This is a genomic window from Paraconexibacter sp. AEG42_29 (assembly GCF_040581415.1).
Taxonomy (GTDB): Bacteria; Actinomycetota; Thermoleophilia; order Solirubrobacterales; family Solirubrobacteraceae; genus Paraconexibacter.
This window is the reverse complement of the sequence record NZ_CP114014.1, coordinates 909383-929580: the sequence shown is the minus strand read 5'-3', so window position 1 is coordinate 929580 and position 20198 is coordinate 909383. Positions and strand designations below refer to the sequence as shown.

Below are 20198 nucleotides of genomic sequence, written 5' to 3'. Positions count from 1 at the left end.
AGTTCCTCACTTCACGCACGTCGGGATGATCTGGCTGTTGAGCGCGCCAGAGGTCCCGCCGTCGGAGATGACATCGGTGTCCACGATCTGATCGGCGCGGGGGAACGACCCGCCGGGCCCGGTGAATTTGACGACGGAAATGGTCTGCTCCATGAAGCGGCGGATGGTGTCCATGCACGGATCCACCGTCTGCGTGATCCGGTCGAACTGCGGCGCCTGCCCTCGCAGTCGTGTGAACGCGGTGGACAGCGAGTTCGACGTGGCCGGCAGCTGCCGTGCCATGACGCGGAGGTCCCTGGTGGCGGGACGCAGGGCCGTGAGGGCCGGGGTCGCCTCCTTGCCGAACTTCTGCAGCGCGGCCAGACCCGTCTTCAGGTCCGCCGCCACCGGCTGCAGGCTGCGCAGCGCGGGGTCGAGGTCGCCGGACAGGCCTTCGATCGTGGCGAACGAGTCACGCATGACCGGGACGAGGTCGCCGAGGTTCTGCAGTGTTGCCGACAGCGGCTGGTCGTTCTCCGCGAGCTTGCCGAGGGCGGAGTTGCCCTGGACGACGAACTTGTTGAGGTCCGAGTCCCGCTTGGCGAGCGCGGCGCTGAGCTTGCCGAAGTTGCTGATGATGCGCTTGACCGCGGCCTGCCGGTCGGCGATCACCCGGGTGGTGTCCTCGGCCACGTGCAAGAAGGGCGCGAGCTCGGCGAACGTCGCGCGCAGCTTCGCGCCGCCGTCGTCCAGGCTCTTGCTCATCTCGCTGAGCAGGATCGTCATGCGGTCACGTGTGCTGGCGTTGAACGTGTTCAGCACCCGCGACACGTCGACGGGGGTCACCGTCTGGCTCGACGCGATCAGGTCGTTCTCGCCCGCCTCGCCGGCGTCCTTGGTGCCGCGGTCCGTGATGTTCACGTAAAGGTCCTGCAGCGGGGTGACGGGCCGGATGCGCATCTTCGCGTTCTTGTAGACCGGGCCCCACTTCTTCTCCAGCTTGAGCGTCAGGACCGGGCGGCCCTTGACGAGGTCGGACTTCTGGACGATGCCGACCTTGACGCCGTTGATGCGGACCTGATGGCCGCCGGGGAAGATGCCCTTGACGTCGTCGAACTGCACCTTGACGGTGCGGTACGACTGCCACGGGCGCTGGAACGTGAGGTTCTTCGACACGACCACGATCGTCGCGATCGCGAGCCCGAACATGAGCAGCAGCAGCGTCAGCGGGCGCGCGGCCCGCCGGACTTCGATGAAGAGGCGTTCGGTGTTCGGCATCAGGTCAGCCTCCGAGCTTTCCGGTCAGCTGGGTGAGGGTGTTGGTCACGAGGTTCTTCACAGATCCGGTGGCCTGCGTCACGGACGACGTGACGTTGGACACCGCCGAGGGCGCCGACTGCTTCGTGCTGCCGCCCGACGACGTCTTCGCCGCCGTCCCCGCGGTGCCCTTCGGCACCTTCGGGAGCGACGAGTTGCGGATCCGGTTGCCCGGGATGCCGGCGAACAGCCCGGTCACGACCTTGTTCAGGTCGTTGCAGTTGATCCCGACCGGGGCCACGTTGAGGCTGCAGGGCAGGAACCCGGCGGACTGACCGCCACCCGCGACTGCCTGGAAGTGCTGCACGTAGCTGTAGGAGTCGTACAGCGACGAGCTGCCGGCCACGCCGGACACCGCCGGGCCGATCGTCTCGTAGAGCTTCATGTTCAGGTCGCTCTTGTCCTTGCTCTCCAGCGCCGGCAGGATCTTCTCCTGCAGACGGGTGAGCGTCGGGTCGAGGTCCTTGAGCAGCGGGATGCCGGAGTTGCTGGCGCTCCGCAGTCGCGTCAACGCGGGACGCAGGTCCGCCAGGAGCGGACGGGCGTCCGCCAGCGTCGGGTTCAGCTGACGCAGGGCCGGGCGCACGGCGCGGCTCGCGTCGTCGAGGACCCGGACGCCGGGGCGCAGCTTGTCCGCGAGCGGATCGAGGATCTCCAGCGTCGTGCGCAGGCGCGTCATCGTGCGACGCGTCTGGTCGAGCGCCGACGGCCCGTTGCGGAGCGTGGAGTCGAGGGCCGCGCTGCGGGCAGCAGTCACGGCGAGGGTGGTGTCGGCGTTGCCGATGACCTGCCCGAGCTGCACCTCGTTCTTGGCGAGGGCGCCCATCAGCTGGCTGGCGTCGCGGACGGTGTCCGTGAGGTCGCCGGGCTTCGTGCCGCGAAGGGCGTCGAGGCCGGGTGCGACCTGCGCCATCGACGGCCCGAGGGCGTCGGTCGCGCGGCCGGCGGACGTGTCGCCGTTGAAGCCCTTGTCGAACTCCTTGAAGAGCGTCTGGATGCCCTCGCGGCTCGGCGGCGTGACGCTCGCGAGCACCTGGTCGAGCTCGACCTGGGTCGAGGTGTCCTTCATCGCGATCGTCTGGTCGCCGAGCTTCGCGGAGTCGGAGCCCTGGTCGAGGTCGATGTAGAACGCGAACCCGAGCAAGGTCCGCCAGTAGATGTCGGCGCGTGCGTCCTTGCGCAGGTCGACGCCGTCGTCGGTGATCCGCATCTTCACGCGGACCCCGCGACCGTCGTCGAGGCGCTCGACCTTCTCGACCTTGCCGACCTCCACGCCGGACACGCGGACCGGCGTCTTGCCGGCCTGCACGTTCGCGGCGGTCGCGAACTCGGCGGTGACGAGCTCGCCACCCTTCGGGATGAAGGGGACGTTGCCGCTGGTGTAGGCGTAGTACAGGAGCGCGCCCAGCACGAGCAGCACGATCAGGCCATTGCGGGTGTGACGGTCGCGGGCGCGACCGGGGACCTGCTCGAAGCGACTGAAAGCACCCATTGCTACTTCACCTTCGGTTCGTTGTAGGCCTGGCAGTTCGGGCCTGGCGAGAAGTTGAACTTCGCCGAGGTCCCGCCCTGTCGCGCGGACCAGCCGTAGATCGACTCGGGCCCGGCGTTCAGGTTGAAGCGCAGGTACGAGCCCCCCTGGTTGCCGTACTTGAGCATCGACCCCCAGCGCGTGCCGAACTGGACGATGTCGCAGCCGAAGTCGCCGAGGCGGGAGACGATCGGCGTGGTGTTCGCGAGCGTCTGGTCGATCTGCGGCAGCACCGGCTTGACCGTGTCGAGCAGGCCGAGCGTCGGATCGACGGCGCGGTCCGCCAGTCGGAGCGTCGCCCGTGCGTCGCGCAGGCCGGGGCGGGACTCCGTGAGGAGCGCGCTGGTCTGCGTGAACGAGGCCGGCGCGGCGCGCAGGCCCGGTCGGATGTCGCGGGCGAACCCGCGCAGCTGCTCGACCATGCCGTCGACGGCAGGCAGGCGGCTGCTTGCTGTGGTGAACGTGCCCGGCGCCTTCTCGAGCGTCGAGTGGATCGCGCCGCGCTCCTGGGCGAACGGCTCGAGCGCCTTCGCCTGGGGCTTGAAGCCCGCCGCAATCTGCTCGCGGACCGGGTCGGAGGTGCCGGCGATCGTGTCGGAGCCGGAGATCAGCGAGCGGATGGAGCCCTTGCGGTCCGCGATCGCGCTGAGCCAGCCGGCGGTGCTGGACAGCGAGTCCGCCGCGCCGGTGCCGGGCTGCGCGCCCGAGGCGAGGCGGAGCATCTTGGACGCGCCGCCGATGGCCTCGTTGAGGTCCTCGCCGCGGCCGGCGAAGCCCGTGCCGAGCTCGCGCAGGAACTTCTGCGCGTTCGCGCGGGTCTCGGTGTCGAACGTCCCGAGCACCGTGTCGAGCTGGACCGTCGAGCCCGTCTGCGTGAAGGGGATCGTGTCCCCCTCCTGCAGCGGCGTGCCGTTCTTGCCCGGCTTGATGTCCAGGTAGCGGACGCCGACGGCGGAGCGCGGGCGCACCTCCAGGCGGGTGTCCGACTTCAGGCCCTTCTCGGTCGGGTCCAGCTGCAGGTCGACGACGGCGACGCCGTTCTCGATCCGCGGCTTGAGGACCTGGCCGACGAGCTTGCCGCCGTTGCGGACCTGGTAGTGGCCCGTCAGGTTGTCCGCGTTCTTGAACTCGGCCTTGAGGTTGTAGTACGACCGGCCCGGGATCTTGTCAGGGGCCTTGAAGCCGACGTAGACGAGGACCAGGACACCGAGCACGCCGACCGAGCCGACGAGCGCCATGAACATCCACCCGCGCTGCTGTGACGCGGGCCGTTCTGCAAATCGAGTTCTCATGGTCCCAGGAGGTAGTTGAGGAGCTTGCCGGCTTCGTTGCCGCTTCCGGAGCCCGAGCCCTGGGGCTGGGACTTCTTGCCGCCGGTCAGGCCACCGAGGAGGCCGGTGCCGTCCTGGCGGTTGCCGATGAGGCCGTTCAGCACGTCCTTGACGGCACCCGTCGCGCCCTTGACCGTCTTGTCGAGGTCATCGACGATCTTCTTGACCGGGTTCTTCGGCGCCTCCGCAGCGGGCGGCGCGCTGGCCTCCGGCGCCTTCGCCGGTGCCGCCTTCCGCTTGATCGGCGGGTTCGGGACCTGGTTGGTCTCGGCGGGTGACGGGCCGGTCAGGGCACCGAGGCCGCCACGCTGCAGCAGCCCGGTGATCAGCGACGAGTCGGCCGTGGTCCGCAGGCGGAACACGTGGCCGAGGCCGTCGCGCTGGCTCGTGGTGCTGGCCCAGCCGTTGACGAACTGGAGCAGCTGCTTCGTGCCGCCCTTCCCGTCAAGGGTGTCGAGCAGCGGCTGGAAGTCGGTCGCGAAGTTCGCGAGCCGGCTGAGCGTCGGGCGCAGCGAGCGAAGCGTCGGCGTGCTGCGCTTGCCGAGCTTCGACAGCGCCGGCGAGGTCTTCCTGATCTCGTCGAGCGTCCCGGACGCGTCCTCCGCGAACTGCGGCAGGCGCTTCAGGGTCGTGTCGAGGTCCGGCGCGGCCTGCGTCAGGTCCTTGGCCGCCGGCGAGATCTGCGCGCTGGCGTCCTGCAGCTTCACGAGCGTGTTGCGCAGTGACGCGAGCGCCGCCGGGGCCGTCTGCACGGTCCGGCCGAGCGCCTCGCGGCGCTGCGCTGCGGTCTCGAGCGCGTCGGCCGCGCTCTTCACCATGTCGCCGAAGTCGTCGGCCTTCGGGGCGATCGTCGCCAGGACGCGGTCGCCGGTCGCGATGACCGACTTCAGCTTCACGTTCTCCTGGTCGACCTCGGTGACGACGCGCTTGGCGGCGTCGAGGGCCGGGGGCAGCTGGTCGAGCGTCTCGTTGAAGTCCGCTCCGCGGCCCGCCATGGCGATTCCGGCCTCGTTGATGAGGAGCTTCATGCCCGTGCGGGTGTCGAGGTCCAGGACGTTGAGCGCATCGTCGAGCTCGATCGGGACCGTCACCTTGTCGGGCTGCACGGTCGTCCCGGAGGGCTGCGGCTGCTTGAGGTCGCCGGGGTCCAGATCGATGTACTTCTCGCCGAGGAGGTTGACGGGCCGGATGGCCGCCGAGGCGCCCGCGCCGATCGGGAAGGCGCCGTCGTCCATCTCGGCCTTCAGGACGGCGTTGTCCTGGTCGTCGAGGGAGATGTCGACGACCTTGCCGGCCGCGACCTCGCCCACCTTGATGTTGTAGTTCTTCAGGACGCCGCCGGCGTCCTTGGCCTTGATGTAGACGACGTACTTGTCGTCGTCACCGCGAAGCATGATCACGGCGACCACCACGACGGCAGCCGCGAGCAGTGCGGGGATGAGCTTTTTCACGGGTTGGCCTCCGGGTCCTTGGAGGGATCCAGGCCGTCGGCGGTGATGCCGCACTCCGGCTGGAACCACGACTTGCCGCCTGAGAAGCCCGGGGGCCTGATCAGGGCGTAGCCCTGACCGGTCGCAGCGACGAAGTCCTTCGAGTTGGTCGGCAGCGACGTGATCGACGACGCGCCAGCGTCCACCAGCAGGCGGCCGGTGTGGCCGATGTTGTCGTAGAGCCCGGTCCAGCTGGACCAGGTCTGCGCCAGGGCGGCGATCTCCGGTGCGTACGGACGCAGGCAGGAGAACATGGGCGCCAGGCGCGTGAACACCGGGGCGGCCTTGTCCGAGAACGGCTGCGCGTCATCGAGCAGCGTGGTGATCCGCGGCGCCGTCGCCCGCGCCGTGCGGAACGTCGACACGGCGACCGGCACGGTCTTGCGCAGGCTCGCGAGGGCCGGGCGCAGGTCCTTGCTCAGGCTGCCGAGCTCCCTGGCGCCGGGGCGCAGGTCGGTGACCAGGCCGTCCAGGTGGTCGACGGTGGTGTCCAGGCGCGCGAGCGTCGTGCGCGCCTCGCGGACGGCCGGCGGGAAGCGGTCGAGGGAGTTCTTGATCCCCTCGGTGTTGTTCGCGAAGGTGCGGAACGTCTGCGAGGCGACGTTGATCAGATCCGAGATCTGGCCGCGGCGCTTGGCGAGCGTGTCCGTCACGCGGAAGGTGTTGGCGACGAACGCGCGCAGCGCGGGCTGGTCGGCGCTCAGGTCACCCGTGAGGTTGGCCAGCGACTCGAGGCCGTCGGGCGTCTCCTGCACGGCGGCCTTCAGCTCCGAGGCGCGCGGGCCGAACGTGTCGCCCGTCCCCTTGAGCGCGCCCTGCAGCGCGGCCTGGGTCTTCTTGTCGAAGGTGTCGAAGATGTCGTCGAACTCGGTCGCCTCGATCGAGTCGGCGTTCGGGATGACCCCGCCGTCCTTGATCTCCGGGGCGCTCTCCGGCCCGAGCAGCAGCTCGATCTGGCGCGTGCCGTTGCCGATGGTGGAGCCGAAGCGCAGCTGCGCCTTCGTGCCCTGGTGGAGCGGCCAGACCTTGTCGTCCTTGATGCCGATCTCGACGATGGCCTTGCCGTTCTCGTTCTTCTGGCTCTTGACCTTGCCCGCGTCCAGGCCGTTGACGCGGACGTCGAGGCCGGAGTAGACGCTGACGGCCTCGTCGAAGACGACCTTCACCGAGTGCGGCTGGGTGCGGGTGCCCTTCGCCCACACGCCCAGGGCGATGAAGAGCGCGAGCCCGATGAGGATCCACGGCCGTCCGACGATCCATAGACCGCCGCGACGGGCGCGGTCGCCCGCGCCCAGCCGTTCTTCCCGCTCGTCGTCCCTGACGTCGTCGCCAGTGTGTCCCAATGCCATTCCCAACCCCTGACTCTCTCGCTCTTCCTACCTGCCGCTGCTGCGACCCTCCAGTCGCAGCAGCGGGACCTGCGTCACACCTGCCGGCTAACCGCCGACCGGTGCGTTCGGCTTGACTCCCCAGAACAGCATCGTCATGGCCGCGCCGAGGACGTGGATCATGATGAGGTTGAGGATCATCGACTTCGCTGTCGCGTTGCCGACTCCGACCGGGCCGCCGCTCGCGCGGTAGCCGTAGAACATGCCCAGGATCATGATCGTGGTGCTGGTGATCATCACCTTGATGAAGCAGAACACGATGTCCTTGGGTGTGGTGAATGTCCAGTGGACGTTCTCCCAGCCACCCTGCGACACCTCGCCGATCTGCACGACGATGACGAGGAAGTTGCCCGCCCAGTGCGCCGCAACCGCCAGCACCCAGATGAGCGGGAACGTGATCCAGCCGGCGACGAGGCGCGTGGCGACGATGTAGCGCATGGGGTTGAGGCCCATGGACTCCATCGCGTCGATCTCGTCCTGGATCCGCATCGAGCCGATCTCGGCGCAGAGTCCGCATCCGACCTTGGCGGCCACGATGTAGCCCCACATGTACGGGATCATCTCCCGGACTGCGCAGTAGCTCGTGAAGACGCCGGAGTAGACGGTGGCGCCGTAGCCACGGAGGACGTAGTTGGCCTCCGTGCCGCAGGTCGTCCCCATCAGGAACGTCATGAAGCAGATGATCGCCGCAGAGCCTGCGATGAGGATGCCGCACTGCCGCAGGATCTCTGCGGAGTAGCGCCACACACCGCGGAGCTCCATGAGCGCCCGCCCGGTGAAGACGCCGATCTCGGCGGCCTCCTGGAGCAGGTTGTTCACGGGCCGCTTCAGGCCGGTCTTGAACTGCTGACTCGGCGGGGGCCCGGACATCTCACCACGAAGGCGAGGTTCACGCATTGTTGAAGATTCCATGTCGTGCTCCTTTCCTTAGTGGAGGTTGCCGGTCTCGGGGTACGCCGCGAGAAGGATGGCCGTGAACAGGTAGTTGAAGATCCAGATCCCGGCGAACGAGATGACGACGGCCTGGTTGACCGCACGTCCCACGCCCTGGGCGCCGCCCTTCACGTTGAGGCCCTTGTAGCAGCAGGCCACAGCGATGATGAACCCGAAGCCGGTGGTCTTGAAGACCGCGCCGAAGAGATCGGGGAAGGTGAAGTTCGACGTGAACGTCGCGATGTAGCCGGCCGAGGTCTCGCCCCAGACGACGACCGCGGCGACCCAGCCGCCCATGACGCCGAAGGTCAGCGCCAGGATGTTCATCAGCGGCGTGATGATGCCCAGCGCGAGGAAGCGCGGGGTCACGATCTGCCGGACGGGGTCCAGGCCGAGGACGGCCATGGCGTCGAGCTCCTCGCGCACCTTGCGGGCACCGAGGTCGGCGCAGATGGCGGTGCCGGCGACGCCGGCGATGACCATGCCGTTGATCCAACCTGCGAACTCGCGGATGGAGGCCATCACGAAGAAGGCACCCTCACGGTCGATCGTGCCGAAGATCTGCGTCAGGTTCGAGGCCTGAAGACCCGGCGCGCCGAAGCCGAAGGCGACGGTGCTGATGATCATGGGGATGAGGCAGCGGCGGAGGATCAGGAACGCCTCTTCGACGAACTCCTCCTTCCAGCTGTACGGCGGCGTGAAGGTCGCGACCACGGCCTTGCCGGTGAGCAGCATCATGCCGGCGATCTGCTCGAGCCAGCCGAAGTAGTCGTTGAAGATGCGCTGCCCGGGACTCGGGCGGTCGTCCTCCTCATAGCCGGGGACGTTGACGTCTGGCTGAACTTGCGGCTTAGTCAGATTGGTGGCCATCAGTCGTTCCCCCTTCCCTGTGATGCGTTCATGGCGATTGCTCCCGTTGTTGCTGCTGTTCGGTCGGCGGGGACGGTCCCCTGCCGGAGTTGACTAAGCCTTGTCCCATTACACCGGGTCAGGTAGAGGCCGTGGGGGGAGGACATATCCCCCCCCTGGGGGATATGCCGGGCCGTCAGAGCGCGTAGGCGCTCACTCCATGCCGAGCGGACCGTCGATGCGGCGGTTCAGGAACTGGTTCACGAACGGGTTCTTGGAGTTGAACATCTCGTCGCGCTCGCCCGCCTGGACGATCTTGCCCTTCCACAGGACGGCGAAGTACTCCCCGACCTGGCGGGCCGAGTTCACGTCGTGGGTGATCACGATGTAGGTGCCGCCGTGCTGCTCGTGCATCTGGCGGATGAGCTCACACAGGAGCGCCGTACGGACGGGGTCCAGGCCGGAGTCCGGCTCGTCGAACATGACGATCTCGGGCTCGAGGACGAGGGCGCGGGCGAAGCCGGCGCGCTTGCGCATGCCGCCGGAGAGCTCGTTCGGCAGACGGTCACGGGCGATGTCGAGGCCGACGTCGTCCAGGCGCGCGTTGACGACACGGCGGATCTCCTTCTCGGAGAGGTCCGTGTGCTGGCGCAGCGGGAAGGCGACGTTGTCGAAGACGCTCATCGAGCCGAAGAGCGCGCCGTCCTGGAAGAGGATGCCGAACTTCTTGCGGACCTCGAGCAGCTTGGACATCGGCATGTCGTTCAGCGACTCGCCGTGGATGAGGACCTCGCCGCGGTCCGGGAAGAGCAGGCCGATGAGGTGCTTGATGAGCACCGACTTGCCGGTACCCGACGGGCCGAGGATGCACGTGACCATGCCCTCAGGGATGCCGACGTCGAGGCCGTCGAGGATCTTCGCGCGGCCGAAGGACTTCTTGACGTCCTTGACCTGGATCGACCAGTAGTCGCCCGGCTTGTCCTCTTCGACGTGGATCGACCCCTCGTGGAGCTGGTGCTCGGCACCGAAGCTCGCGGCCTGATCGAGCAGCGACGCCGCCTCGGGGTCGATCTGCTTCCCGGACGCCAGGCGCGCGTCCATGGCGTCGCCTCTCCCCGAGCCTCGTGAAATCCTTGGCATTGGCCGACACTACGCCGGTGGGAGGACACCGTGCCTTGTACGAGAGGGGGAACCGACTGCCCCCTTTTGGGGGTATGGCGACAAAAGACCCCATGAAATGGGGCTCTCGTGCGCCAGGAGACCTACCCCCGCTTGTCCGATTCCCGCTGCAATCCGCTGAGCACCTCGTTCTCGCTGAGCTCCGGCAGCCCCTGCGCGCGGCGGCGCCGGTTCGCGGTCTCGAGCATCTGCTCGACGTCCTCGTGCTCCGCGATGCGCTTCGCGTCGACCCGCTTGGACGGATCCCAGTCGATGAGATCGGACCCGTCACCCGGACTCACGCGGCCCAGGATGAAGAAGAACAGCAGGATCCCGACGAAGAAGTAGACCCCGAGCATCGGGGTGCTCACCGTGATCGCCAGGTAGCTCATCCGTCGATCCTAAGCCGGTTCACAGCTTCGCGGGGCCCGATCGTCGCCGTCGGGACAGGTGGGCGCGCACACCGTCGAGCGGTGGCGCGCCACGACCTGCCGACAGGCGTCCGGATCAGGCGGTCGCGCCGTCCTTCTCCGCGATCATCTCGCGGTACATCGGGAACAGCGGCTTCGTCAGCGGGACGAGCTTGAGGATCTTGTTGACGGGGCCCTTGGCCTTGACCTGGCCCTTGGCGAGGCCGACCGCGAGGTTGTACTCGCCACGCCAGTACTTGTCGCCGATGTCGGCGGGCATGAACAGCTTCACGTCCGCGTCCTCGTTGTCGACGCCGGTCTCGACGGTGATGTTGTCCCCGTGCATGGAGATCAGCATCTTCGACTCGGGATCCGAGTAGTAGATCTCGAGGTCGATGTCGGCGGCCGCCATCTTGGGGCCGGCCTCGGTCTCGGACGCCTTCTGGAAGACGCCGCCCAGGTACTTGTAGACCTCAGCCTCGTCAGCGAAAAAGGGCAAGGGGTTCTCCTCTTGTGAATCTGTCTCGTGCGCGACACCGGACGGCGCCGCCTTGGCACGAACCTAAGCGGGTGCCTGCGGTGTGCCATCCCCCTCTCGGGAGATATTCGCCCCCCAAGCTGGCCCTGATCGGTGGCAGGTGCGCGCGTCTCACCCGAGAGAGGGAACGCGTTGCCGCCGTGGGGTGGTTGTCCGCAGCCTCGCCGCCCGACTAGTGTCGCGCCATGACCCGGCCAGACGTCTCCGCGCGGAAGGAGACCCCCACGCAGCCGGCCGGCGGGTCGGCGCTGGCGTGCACGGACTGGCAGGCGTTCACCGGGCCCGGCGAACGCTGGGCCCGCTCGATCGAGCGGATGGAGGCCGAGGCGGAGGCGCGCGTGAAGGCGGCCGTCGCCCGCGTGATCCGCGGTGAGACGTTCTCGGACGTCTCACCCCTGTGGCTGAAGTTCCTCCAGCGCAACCTGCCGGTGGCGGCGTTCGCGTTCAACGAGTGCGGGCGCCTGCTGGAGGCGGTGAGCCGGCGCACGCCGTGGGGCGGGATGGCGCACGGGCTGCAGCTGCAGGCGTCGATGCAGTATCGCCAGGCGCAGTCGATCGTGCTCTACGCGGCCGACATGGAGCAGCGCATGGGCCAGATGCCGATGCACACCGCACGCAGCCGCTGGGAGACCGACCGCGAGTGGCTGCCGGCGCACCACTACCTGGAGCAGGCCGCGACCTGCACCGACTGGGGCGAGACCCTCGTCGCGGTGAACCTCTGCTTCGAGCCGCTCGCCGGGCAGCTGCTGCGCCGCGAGATCGCGATGGGCCTCGGTCCGGCCCACGGCGATCACGTGACGACCGTCGTCGCCGAGGCCGGGCAGGAGGAGTGGGCGCTGACGCGCTCGTGGACGACCGCGGTCCTCGAGTTCTTCGTCCGGGACGCCACGCATGGCCCGGCCAACCGGCGCCACCTGCAGCAATGGATCGCCCGTCAGCTCCCCCTGGCCGAGGCCGCCGTCCGCACCCTGGCCGGGCTGGCGAAGGGCCTCGACCTCCCGCGCGTCGCGCGCCGCACCGACGGCGGACCGGTCGCGCGGGTCATCGCCGACCAGCGCACGCTGCTGACCGACCTCGGGCTGGTCGCGACGTGAGGACCTCAGGCGGCGTTGTCGCGTCGCGACAGCGTCACGAAGCGCGAGACGGCCTCGGCGCGGTTCTTCGCCCGCAGCTTGCGCAGGATGTGCTTGACGTGCGACTTCACGGTCCCCTCGGACACGACGAGGGCGGACGCGATCTGCGCGTTGGTCTCCCCCGCGGCCATCAGGTGCATGACGTCGAGCTCGCGCCGCGTCAGCAGGCGCTCCAGCCGGATCGCCCCCGAGACGGGGAGCGCGGCGGCCGAGCTGACGACCGACTGGTCGCCGGGGTCGTGCAGCTCGATCTCGACCGCCGCCTCGCTGAAGTCGTCCATCACGGCGAGCACGGACGAGTGCACGCGGCGGACGTCCTGGCGGAGCGTGCGCAGGCGCTCGATGAGCACGGCGCGTTCCCACGCGGAGCTGAAGCCCTGCGCGAACGTGCCGATGAGGTCGCGGTCGAACTCGTCGAGCGTCCGCCGGCTGAGCAGGCAGTCCGCGTGCAGGAAGCCGATCACGGTGCCCTCGGGCATGATCGGGGCGGCGACGTAGGAGCGCGTCTCGGTGGCCTCGAGCATCGACGCGGCCATGCGGTCGTCGTCGAGCGCGTGCGCCATCAGCATCGGACCCGGCCGGCGCAGCATGTCGGTCTCGGCGACCGCGGGACCGAGCTCGATCCGCAGCCCGCTGATCACCTGCTGCAGGTCGTACGCCCAGTCCGGGTCCTCGGGGATGTGCATGACCTGGGGGATGACGTGCGAGCCATCGATGCGCGAGATCATCGCGCGGTCGAAGCCGCACCGGCAGAGCTCCGTCGGACCGAGCTCCATGAGCTCCTCCACCGTCCCCAGCCCGCGCAGTCGGCCAAGGCCCGAGTGAACCCGGGCGAGCGCCTGCGTACGCGCCCGGTTGCCGTACTCGCGGACGGCGCCCTGCGCCTGGCTGATCTCGACGAGCATCCGCGGGGTGGACGTCCGGTCGCCGCCCTCGAGGGCGGTCACGACCCACTCGGACGCCTCCTGGAGCAGCGCCGTCGCGGTCCGCAGATCGCGCGGCGTGGGCTGTTCGTCGTCAGCTGCACTGGCAACGCGGGCCGCGGCCTGCCAGAGTCCCAGGATGCTGTCGGCGAGCGTGGGGTCGTCGAGGGCGAATCCCTCGATCCAGTTCCCGCCCGGCTCATCATCAAACTTCTCCACGACCGTCCTCCGCTGCTGCCTCCGGGCGGCCAGCGTACCCCGCAGACCAACGACCAGGGCGCAGTGACGCGCCGAGGAGCATCCACATGACCGAACAGCCGCAGCCCAGCACCGAGATGCCCCCGTCCGACCCGCAGCGCGTCGCCGAGCAGACCGCGGAGTTCTTCCTCCAGGCGGCCCACGACGAGCGCCTCGGCGATCGGCTCAGCCTCGCCAACACGACGGTGCACATCTACTTCACCGACACGGTCGGCGTGACCCTGCGCCTGGACTCCACGCCGATCCAGGCCGAGCCGCGGATCGTCGGCAACGCCGAGATCGAGCTGTGGGGCTCGGCGGACAAGTTCGTCAGCTACGCGCGCGGCGAGCGTCACCTCGCGATGGCGATCATGCACGGCGAGGTCGAGTGGACCGGGCCCGTGCGCAAGTTCCTGCGGATCATGCCGATCCTGCGGTCCTTCGACTTCACGGTGTGGTCGCACGCACCCGCCGCCTAGCGCCGGTCGAGGGTGAGGACCACGCACCGCGGCCCAGCCGACGACGAGGTCCTCGCCCGCCACGCGGGCACGCTGCGCGGCATCCAGGCCGGGCTTGCGCGGCTGCGCGGCATCGAGTCCTCGACGGCGCTGCTCGCGCAGGCGACCGAGGAGGCGTGCCGCGGCTGCGGGTTCGCCCGCGCCATCCTCTTCCAGGTGACCGACGAGCACATGGTGCCGGTCAGCGCCTACCCCGATCCGGGCTCGGGCCGCACGATCGCGTTGCTGGCGCAGATCAGCGAGGACCCACCGGAGCTGACCCACCACCTGATCGAGACCGAGATGATGCGGCGGCGGATGCCGATCCTCGTCGACGACACGGACGGGGACGAGCGGGTCCACCGCGGCTTCGTGGACGCCTGGGGCACGCCGGCCTACGTCGCCGCGCCGATCATGCCCGAGGGCGAGGTCATCGGCTTCCTCCACGCCGACCGCCGCGGACAGGACGGGTCGGTCGACGAGCTCGACCGCGATGCGCTCGCGGTCTTCACCGAGGGGCTCGGGTTCGCGTTCGCGACCGTGGTCCTGGGCCAGCGCCTGCAGGCCCAGCGCGGCCAGGTCCGGAACATGCTGGCGTCGACCGAGGCGCTGATCGACGAGCTGCTGTTCGCCGAGGTGGAGGTCAGCCGCATCGACCAGGAGGACTCCTCCCGCGCCGCGCACGACACGGCGAGCTTCCTCGACGGCGCGCCCTCCAGGCTCGAGCAGCTGCTGACCCCGCGCGAGATCGACGTCATGCGGCTGCTCGCCGCCGGCGAGACGAACTCCGGTGTGGCGAGCCGGCTCGTGATCTCCGAGGGAACCGTCAAGTCCCATGTGAAGCACATCCTTCGCAAGCTCCGCGCGGCCAACCGCGCGGAGGCCGTCTCGCGCTATCTGCGCATCACCGCACTGGACCGCTCCGGATGATCACCCCCACCCCCGCGACCCGGCTGGCGCTGCTCGTCGGCCCGGTCGTGCTCCTCGTCGGCCTGACGCTGCGCTGGTACTCGCCGGAGGTCGCGTCGATCTCCACCCCGGACACGTTCACGGGTTGGTCGGGGTCGGACCTGCTCGACCTCTACCTGACGTTCATCGCGCTCGGCGCGTGGGGACTGCTCTACGCCGACGCGCGGAAGGTCGTCGTGGTGTGGTTGCCGCCGGCGCTCGACGCGGCCGCCGCGCTGGGCGTGGTGCTCGTGATCTACCGGATCCTGTCGCCGCCGGACGACCTGCTGCCCGGGTTCCTCACGGACGTGTCGCTGTCCGCGGGGCCGTTCGTCGCGCTCGCCGGGCTGCTGCTCGTGTTCTGGGCGCTGCGCCCCTCGGCGCTGTCCGCCTCCTCGCGCGCCTGAGTCGCCTCTGTCGCGCGCAGGTGCAGGCCGAACTTCCGGCGCTGCTGCTCGCGGCGCCGCTCGAGCTCGGCGCGGTGCTTCGGGCTGCCGTTCTGACGCATGGTCATCGCCTGGGCGATGATCGGGCCGAAGACCAGCGAGTACGTCCCGATGACGAGCGCGTACATGAACCAGCCGGCACCGCCGAGGCGGCTGACGAGGCCGATGCCGCCGATCGCGCCCGCGAGGAACAGCACCGCCGCGAAGATCAGGAGCGCGGCACTCGACAGATTGTTGAGCAGGTCGGAGACGCCGGTGCTCAGGCGGCCGCGCTTCGGTTCGTCGTCCATACCCGAGTCATACCCGATTGCCGATGGCGAACCAACGACCCGGCGTCTGTAGCATCGGACGGGCGATGCCCTTGAGGGAGGGATCCGGTTCATGACAGCCACCACGCCGCCACTCGTCGACGATCGCGCAGGCGACGTCCCGTCGTTCGTCCTCGAGCGCGATCAGCTTGCGGGCGGTCTGAGGTCCGACACTCCCGCGTCGGCGCCGGCGCTCGCGGCGAGCATCCGCGGCCTGGACAGCGCGATGCACCGCCTGCGTGGCGGCGACGGCACTCCCGACGCGCAGCGACGGATGCGGACGCTGGTGGCGATCAACGAGGCCATCGGCCGGCTGCAGGGTCTGGGCACGATCGCCGAGCTCATCGAGGCCGCCCCCGAGGAGCTGTGTCGATCCTGCGGCTTCAGCCGGGCGATGATCTCCCGCGTCCGCGGGTCCATGTGGGTCCCCGAGGTCCTCTACGCATCGCCCGAGGCGCCGCAGATCGACAGCTTCGCCGCCTACGTCGACGAGGTCGAGATCCCCCTCGAGCACCTGCTCCTGGAGACCGATCTGGTCCGCCGCCGGGTCCCTGTCCTGGTGGCCGACGCGCCGAACGACAACCGAACCTTCAGCGAGCTGATCTCCATCGCGGAGGTCACGTCGTACGCCGCCGCGCCGATCATGCCGACGCGGCGCGTCATCGGCTTCTTCCACGTCGACCGCAACGGCCACGACCGCCCGGTCGACGCCACCGACCGCGACAACCTGTGGGCGTTCGCCGAGCACTTCGGCCTGCTGTTCGAGCGCGCGATCCTCGTCGAGCGCCTGGAGCGTCAGCGGGCCGAGATCCACACGACGCTCATGGACGCGGCCGAGGTCATCAACGAGCTGTGCGACGAGGAGCTTGCGCTCGCGCGCAACGAGCACCTGGTCGTCCCGCGCGGAGCGGGCTGGGTCGGTGGCGGGCACGGCGGGCGCCCGTCCGCCCTGTCCTCGCTGCTGTCCGCCCGCGAACGCGAGGTGCTCGAGCTCGTCGCGTCCGGCGCGACGAACACCGCCGTCGCCGAGCAGCTGGTCATCTCGCAGGGCACCGTCAAGTCGCACGTCAAGCGCATCCTGCGCAAGCTCCACGTGGCCAACCGCGCCGAGGCGGTCGCGCGCTACCTGCAGCTGCTGCGGCTCGAGCAGGACGAGCGTTGAGCCTCCGGCCCCGCGTCCGCACCGACCGGCCCCGCCGGGAGACCACCGCCCAGCGCCTGGCGGCGCTCCCGCTGCGCGCCGACGCGCTGCTCGGCAGTGGCTGGGAGGCCAAGGTGATCGCGGTGACCCCGCCGGGCTCGACGGTCGCCCGGCTGGTGCTCGACGCGGTGCTGACCCACCTCGACGACGCCGACGCGCAGGCAGCGCCGCCGACGCCCGCGCTGCTGCGCGACCTCGCGACGCTCGCAGCCGACGCCCTCGAGGTCGACGACATCGTCCGGCGCACGAACGACGCCCGCCGGCGCGCGCTGTCGGTCGCCGTCGACGAGTCGCTGAGCCGGCTGCGGCGGTTCCAGACGTCGGCGGAGCTGGTGGACGCTGCCTGCCGCGAGGCGTCGAGCGCTTGCGGCCTGGAGCGCGTCCTGCTCAGCCGGATCGTGGGCGACGCCTGGTATCCCTGGATGGCCTGGTTCACCGACGACAAGGAGCACTCCGACGAGCTGCTGCGGGCGTCGGCGGACGGCGTCGCCCTGGCGCTCCTGCCCCAGGAGCAGGCAGTCCTCGACAGCCGCCACCCGCTGACCGTGGACGACTCCGAGGGCTCCGCGCTGCCGCTCGCCGCGCTGACCGGCAGCACCAGCTACGTCGTCGTCCCGCTCACGCCCGCCGGGCGGGTCGTCGGCTTCATGCACGCTGACCACGGCGCGGCGGGGGCGCCCGTCGACGACGAGGACCGCGACATCCTGTGGATGTTCGCCGAGGCCTTCGGGCGGATCTACGAGCGCGCGGTCCTGCTCGAGCGCATGGCCCGCCAGCGCGCGCACGTCCGCGAGACGTTCGACGTCGTCGAGAGCTTCATGAGCACGGTGGCGACGAGCGACATCGAGCTCGTCCGGCACGACGACCCCGGCACCCAGGGCGACCCGGAGCCGAGCCCGACCGAGGCGGCGACGGCCATCGACCAGCTGCTCACCGAACGCGAGCGCGAGGTCATGGCGATGATGCTCCACGGCTACACGAACCAGGTCATCGCCGAGCGGCTGGTGATCAAGGAGGGGACGGTGAAGTCCCACGTGAAGCACATCCTGCGGAAGGTCGGTGCAGCGAACCGCACCGAGGCGATCAGCCGTTACGCAGGCGCCGTCCGCCACTAGGCCAGGGCGAGCTCCCGGACCGCCGCCAGCGGGTCCACCTGGGACAGGGGATCGGGGTGGGCGAACGCGAGGCTGAACCCGTCCACCCCGGCGGCGCGGTATTCGGCGATGCGCCGCGCGACCTCCTCCACGTCCCCTACCAGCGTCCACTTGCGGACCTTCTCGTAGGGCATCGCGTACTGCCGCTTGACGAGCTCGCCGGCCTGCTCGTGGCACTTCTCCACGTCGTCGCCGATGTTGACGAAGCCGACGAGCGCGACGCCGGGGGCGGGACGGCCGACCGCGGCCGCCTGCACGGCCAGCTGCGCCTTGTAGTCGGCGACGGTCGACGGGTCCATCCACATCGGCATCCAGGCGTCGCCGACGCGGGCGGCGCGGGCCAGCGCGGCCGGCGAGCGGCCACCGACGATGACGGGAGGCATCGCGTCCGGGATCGGCGCGAGGCCGGCGCACTCGACGACGTTGTGGCCGTCGAAGCTGACCTGCTCCCCCGCGAGCAGCCGCGGCAGCAGCTCGAGGACCTCGTCCAGGCGCTTTCCGCGGGTGGTCTTGTCGACGCCGGCAGCGACGAACTCGGCCTCGATCTCACCGCCGAGGCCGACGCCCAGGAGCAGCCGGTCCGGGGCCAGGACGGCGAGGCTCGAGAGCTGCTTGGCCAGCTGCGTGACGTTGCGCAGGACGGGGTTCAGGATCGCGAAGCCGAGGCCGACCCGCTCGGTGGCGCCCGCGACCGCCGCGAGCGTCGTCACCGACTCGAGGATCGGGCGGTGGAAGATCAGGTGGTCCGGGACCCAGACGTGGTCCAGCCCGGCCGCCTCGGCCGCCCTGGCCACCGGCAGCACGGGGGTTCCCGTGCCGTAGGCGTCGACGCACGGAAGCGCGGCTCCGATCCCGGACCACGGGGCGTTTACCGATGACATGCGAGGACCTCCTGGTAGTGGATGCGCGCGTCGCTGACGCGCAGCTTGCCCGCGGCGGACCGCGGGATCGAGTCGGTGAGAAGGATGGTGCGCGGGCACTTGAAGCCCGCGAGCTGCTCGCGGCAGTGGGCCGCGAGCTCGGCGGGGAGATCGTGGGCGTCGGTATCCGCCACCAGGTGGACGAGGGCCACGAGCCGCTCGCCGTATTCGTCGTCGGGCACGCCGAAGACGGCCGCGTCGAGGACGGCGGCGTGCGCGAGCAGCCGGTCCTCGACCTCCTGCGGGTGGACGTTGACCCCGCCGCTGATGACGACCTGGCTCTCGCGGCCGTCGAGGTACAGGAAGCCGTCCTCGTCGAGGTGGCCGAGGTCGCCGAAGCCCCCGCGGCCGAAGGTGATCCGGCCCGTGACCCCGACCGGGGCGTCGCTGCCGTCGGCGGGGTCGGTGACGGCGATCGTCCCGCTGACCGGCCGGCCGATCGTCCCGGGGTGGGCCACGGCGTCCAGCGGCGAGGCGTACGTCTGGCCGTAGCCCTCGCTGGCGCCGTAGTACTCGTGCACGATCGGGCCGAGCCACTCGAGCGCGTCGGCCTTGACCTGCGGGGCGCAGGCGCCGCCGCCCAGGACGACGGCCTGCAGCGGGCTCGCGGCGGCGAAGGCGGCGCGAGCGTCCTGGGGCAGGCGCAGGAGGCGGACGAGCATCGTCGGGACGAGATGCAGGTGGGTGACGCCGTGCTCCCGGACCGCGTCGAGGCAGGCCTGCGGGTCGAACCGGTCGGCGGACGTGACCGCCGTCCCGCCGAGTCGCTGCGTGGTGGACGTGAAGCCGAACGGCGCGCTGTGGTAGCACGGGCCGGGTGAGAGGACGACGGAGTCCGCGCCGATCCCGAGGAGCTCCATGAGCGGCGCCAGGCGCGGGGGCGGGAGCGCGTCGCCATCGCCGGCCCGGTCGGGGAGCGGCTCGGCGATCGCCTTCGGCAGGCCCGTCGTCCCGGAGCTGTAGGCGATGCGCGCGCCGGCGCGCTCGTGCGCCGGGTCGAGCCGGGCAGCGGCGGCGAGCAGCGATTCCAGCTGCGACCCCACGCTGATGCGGAGCAGCGGCCGGGAGGGCCGAACGTCCATCCTGCCCGCGTGGGGCGGGCACGACGGATGTTCGGCCCCGGTCGGCGGGCGGTCGGTGATGATCGCCCGCGGCGCCGCAGCGCGCAGCAGCGCCTGGAGCTCGGCTGGGTGCAGGTGCGTGTTCAGCGCGGCGACCCGCAGGCCCGAGCGCAGCGGGGCCCACATCGCCTCGGCGAACTCGACCCGGTTGTCCATCACGACCGCGACGACGTCGTCCGGCTGCAGGCCGGCGCCGAGCAGGACAGATGCGAGGCGGGACGAGCGGTCCTCGAGCTCGGCGTAGGTGCGCGTCCCGCCGTCGCCCCCGGCCACGACGAACGCGGGGTGGCCGGGTCGCTCGCGGGCGTGCCGCGTGAGCTCCGTCGCACTCACGGCCCTACCGCCTCCAGGGCCGAACATCGGTCCTGCCCCCCTGGAGACGGCAC

At 70.2% G+C, this 20198-nt stretch carries 19 protein-coding genes; 5 read left to right on the top strand and 14 right to left on the bottom strand.

Going from position 1 to position 20198, the window contains the following annotated elements; all coding sequences use genetic code 11:
- Positions 1-6: 6 nt before the first annotated feature.
- The 10 genes from DSM112329_RS04445 to DSM112329_RS04400 all read right to left on the bottom strand — a co-directional run bounded on the left by DSM112329_RS04445 (position 7) and on the right by DSM112329_RS04400 (position 10885).
- Positions 7-1257: an MlaD family protein gene (locus DSM112329_RS04445; RefSeq protein WP_354700607.1), complete on the bottom strand. Its 1251-nt coding sequence runs from the start codon at positions 1255-1257 to the stop codon at positions 7-9.
- Positions 1258-1261: 4 nt separating this feature from the next.
- Positions 1262-2788, bottom strand: coding sequence for an MlaD family protein (locus DSM112329_RS04440; RefSeq protein WP_354700606.1), 1527 nt, complete (start codon positions 2786-2788; stop codon positions 1262-1264).
- 2 nt (positions 2789-2790) lie between these two features.
- The gene (locus DSM112329_RS04435; RefSeq protein ID WP_354700605.1) at positions 2791-4119 is read right to left on the bottom strand and encodes an MlaD family protein; all 1329 of its coding nucleotides are present in this window, start codon (positions 4117-4119) and stop codon (positions 2791-2793) included.
- Positions 4116-5609, bottom strand: coding sequence for an MlaD family protein (locus DSM112329_RS04430; protein ID WP_354700604.1), 1494 nt, complete (start codon positions 5607-5609; stop codon positions 4116-4118). The genes DSM112329_RS04435 and DSM112329_RS04430 overlap by 4 nt, the downstream gene beginning before the upstream one ends.
- Positions 5606-6997 carry an MlaD family protein gene (locus tag DSM112329_RS04425; RefSeq protein ID WP_354700603.1) on the bottom strand — a complete coding sequence of 464 codons (1392 nt, stop codon included), beginning with the start codon at positions 6995-6997 and terminating at the stop codon, positions 5606-5608. The genes DSM112329_RS04430 and DSM112329_RS04425 overlap by 4 nt, the downstream gene beginning before the upstream one ends.
- 87 nt (positions 6998-7084) lie before the next feature.
- Positions 7085-7906 (bottom strand): ABC transporter permease, encoded by an 822-nt coding sequence (locus DSM112329_RS04420; RefSeq protein WP_354700602.1) that lies wholly within the window; start codon positions 7904-7906, stop codon positions 7085-7087.
- A 57-nt stretch (positions 7907-7963) separates the two neighbouring features.
- A complete protein-coding gene (locus DSM112329_RS04415; RefSeq protein ID WP_354700601.1) occupies positions 7964-8839 on the bottom strand; it encodes an ABC transporter permease in 876 nt (291 codons plus the stop codon).
- Between the two features lie 192 nt (positions 8840-9031).
- Entirely contained in the window at positions 9032-9919 is an 888-nt protein-coding gene (locus DSM112329_RS04410) for an ABC transporter ATP-binding protein (protein WP_354700600.1), read from the bottom strand.
- A 161-nt stretch (positions 9920-10080) separates the two neighbouring features.
- Entirely contained in the window at positions 10081-10368 is a 288-nt protein-coding gene (locus DSM112329_RS04405; RefSeq protein WP_354700599.1) for a hypothetical protein, read from the bottom strand.
- Between the two features lie 115 nt (positions 10369-10483).
- Positions 10484-10885 (bottom strand): hypothetical protein, encoded by a 402-nt coding sequence (locus DSM112329_RS04400; protein ID WP_354700598.1) that lies wholly within the window; start codon positions 10883-10885, stop codon positions 10484-10486.
- A 224-nt stretch (positions 10886-11109) separates the two neighbouring features.
- Here DSM112329_RS04400 and DSM112329_RS04395 point away from each other — a divergent pair, with 224 nt between their 5' ends.
- The gene (locus DSM112329_RS04395) at positions 11110-12018 is read left to right on the top strand and encodes a hypothetical protein (protein WP_354700597.1); all 909 of its coding nucleotides are present in this window, start codon (positions 11110-11112) and stop codon (positions 12016-12018) included.
- Between the two features lie 5 nt (positions 12019-12023).
- Here DSM112329_RS04395 and DSM112329_RS04390 read toward each other — a convergent pair whose 3' ends face one another.
- Complete coding sequence (locus DSM112329_RS04390; protein WP_354700596.1) at positions 12024-13199, bottom strand: LuxR C-terminal-related transcriptional regulator; 1176 nt, start codon at positions 13197-13199, stop codon at positions 12024-12026.
- Between the two features lie 86 nt (positions 13200-13285).
- On the opposite strand from DSM112329_RS04390, the gene DSM112329_RS04385 reads away from it, so the two are divergent.
- Together DSM112329_RS04385 and DSM112329_RS04380 are read left to right on the top strand one after the other, a co-directional pair.
- The gene (locus tag DSM112329_RS04385; RefSeq protein WP_354700595.1) at positions 13286-13696 is read left to right on the top strand and encodes an SCP2 sterol-binding domain-containing protein; all 411 of its coding nucleotides are present in this window, start codon (positions 13286-13288) and stop codon (positions 13694-13696) included.
- A 12-nt stretch (positions 13697-13708) separates the two neighbouring features.
- Positions 13709-14644 carry a LuxR C-terminal-related transcriptional regulator gene (locus DSM112329_RS04380; RefSeq protein ID WP_354700594.1) on the top strand — a complete coding sequence of 312 codons (936 nt, stop codon included), beginning with the start codon at positions 13709-13711 and terminating at the stop codon, positions 14642-14644.
- A 274-nt stretch (positions 14645-14918) separates the two neighbouring features.
- Here DSM112329_RS04380 and DSM112329_RS04375 read toward each other — a convergent pair whose 3' ends face one another.
- Positions 14919-15398 carry a hypothetical protein gene (locus DSM112329_RS04375; protein ID WP_354700593.1) on the bottom strand — a complete coding sequence of 160 codons (480 nt, stop codon included), beginning with the start codon at positions 15396-15398 and terminating at the stop codon, positions 14919-14921.
- Positions 15399-15489: 91 nt separating this feature from the next.
- Between DSM112329_RS04375 and DSM112329_RS04370 the strand changes: the two genes are divergently transcribed.
- Both DSM112329_RS04370 and DSM112329_RS04365 read left to right on the top strand, forming a co-directional pair.
- Complete coding sequence (locus DSM112329_RS04370) at positions 15490-16578, top strand: LuxR C-terminal-related transcriptional regulator (protein WP_354700592.1); 1089 nt, start codon at positions 15490-15492, stop codon at positions 16576-16578.
- Positions 16575-17732 carry a LuxR C-terminal-related transcriptional regulator gene (locus tag DSM112329_RS04365; protein WP_354700591.1) on the top strand — a complete coding sequence of 386 codons (1158 nt, stop codon included), beginning with the start codon at positions 16575-16577 and terminating at the stop codon, positions 17730-17732. Before DSM112329_RS04370 ends, DSM112329_RS04365 begins: the two co-directional genes overlap by 4 nt.
- Here DSM112329_RS04365 and DSM112329_RS04360 read toward each other — a convergent pair.
- Together DSM112329_RS04360 and DSM112329_RS04355 are read right to left on the bottom strand one after the other, a co-directional pair.
- A complete protein-coding gene (locus tag DSM112329_RS04360; RefSeq protein WP_354700590.1) occupies positions 17729-18652 on the bottom strand; it encodes an LLM class flavin-dependent oxidoreductase in 924 nt (307 codons plus the stop codon). The two genes, DSM112329_RS04365 and DSM112329_RS04360, sit on opposite strands and share 4 nt — an antisense overlap.
- A complete protein-coding gene (locus DSM112329_RS04355; protein ID WP_354700589.1) occupies positions 18640-20145 on the bottom strand; it encodes an AMP-binding protein in 1506 nt (501 codons plus the stop codon). Before DSM112329_RS04355 ends, DSM112329_RS04360 begins: the two co-directional genes overlap by 13 nt.
- Positions 20146-20198: the final 53 nt, after the last annotated feature.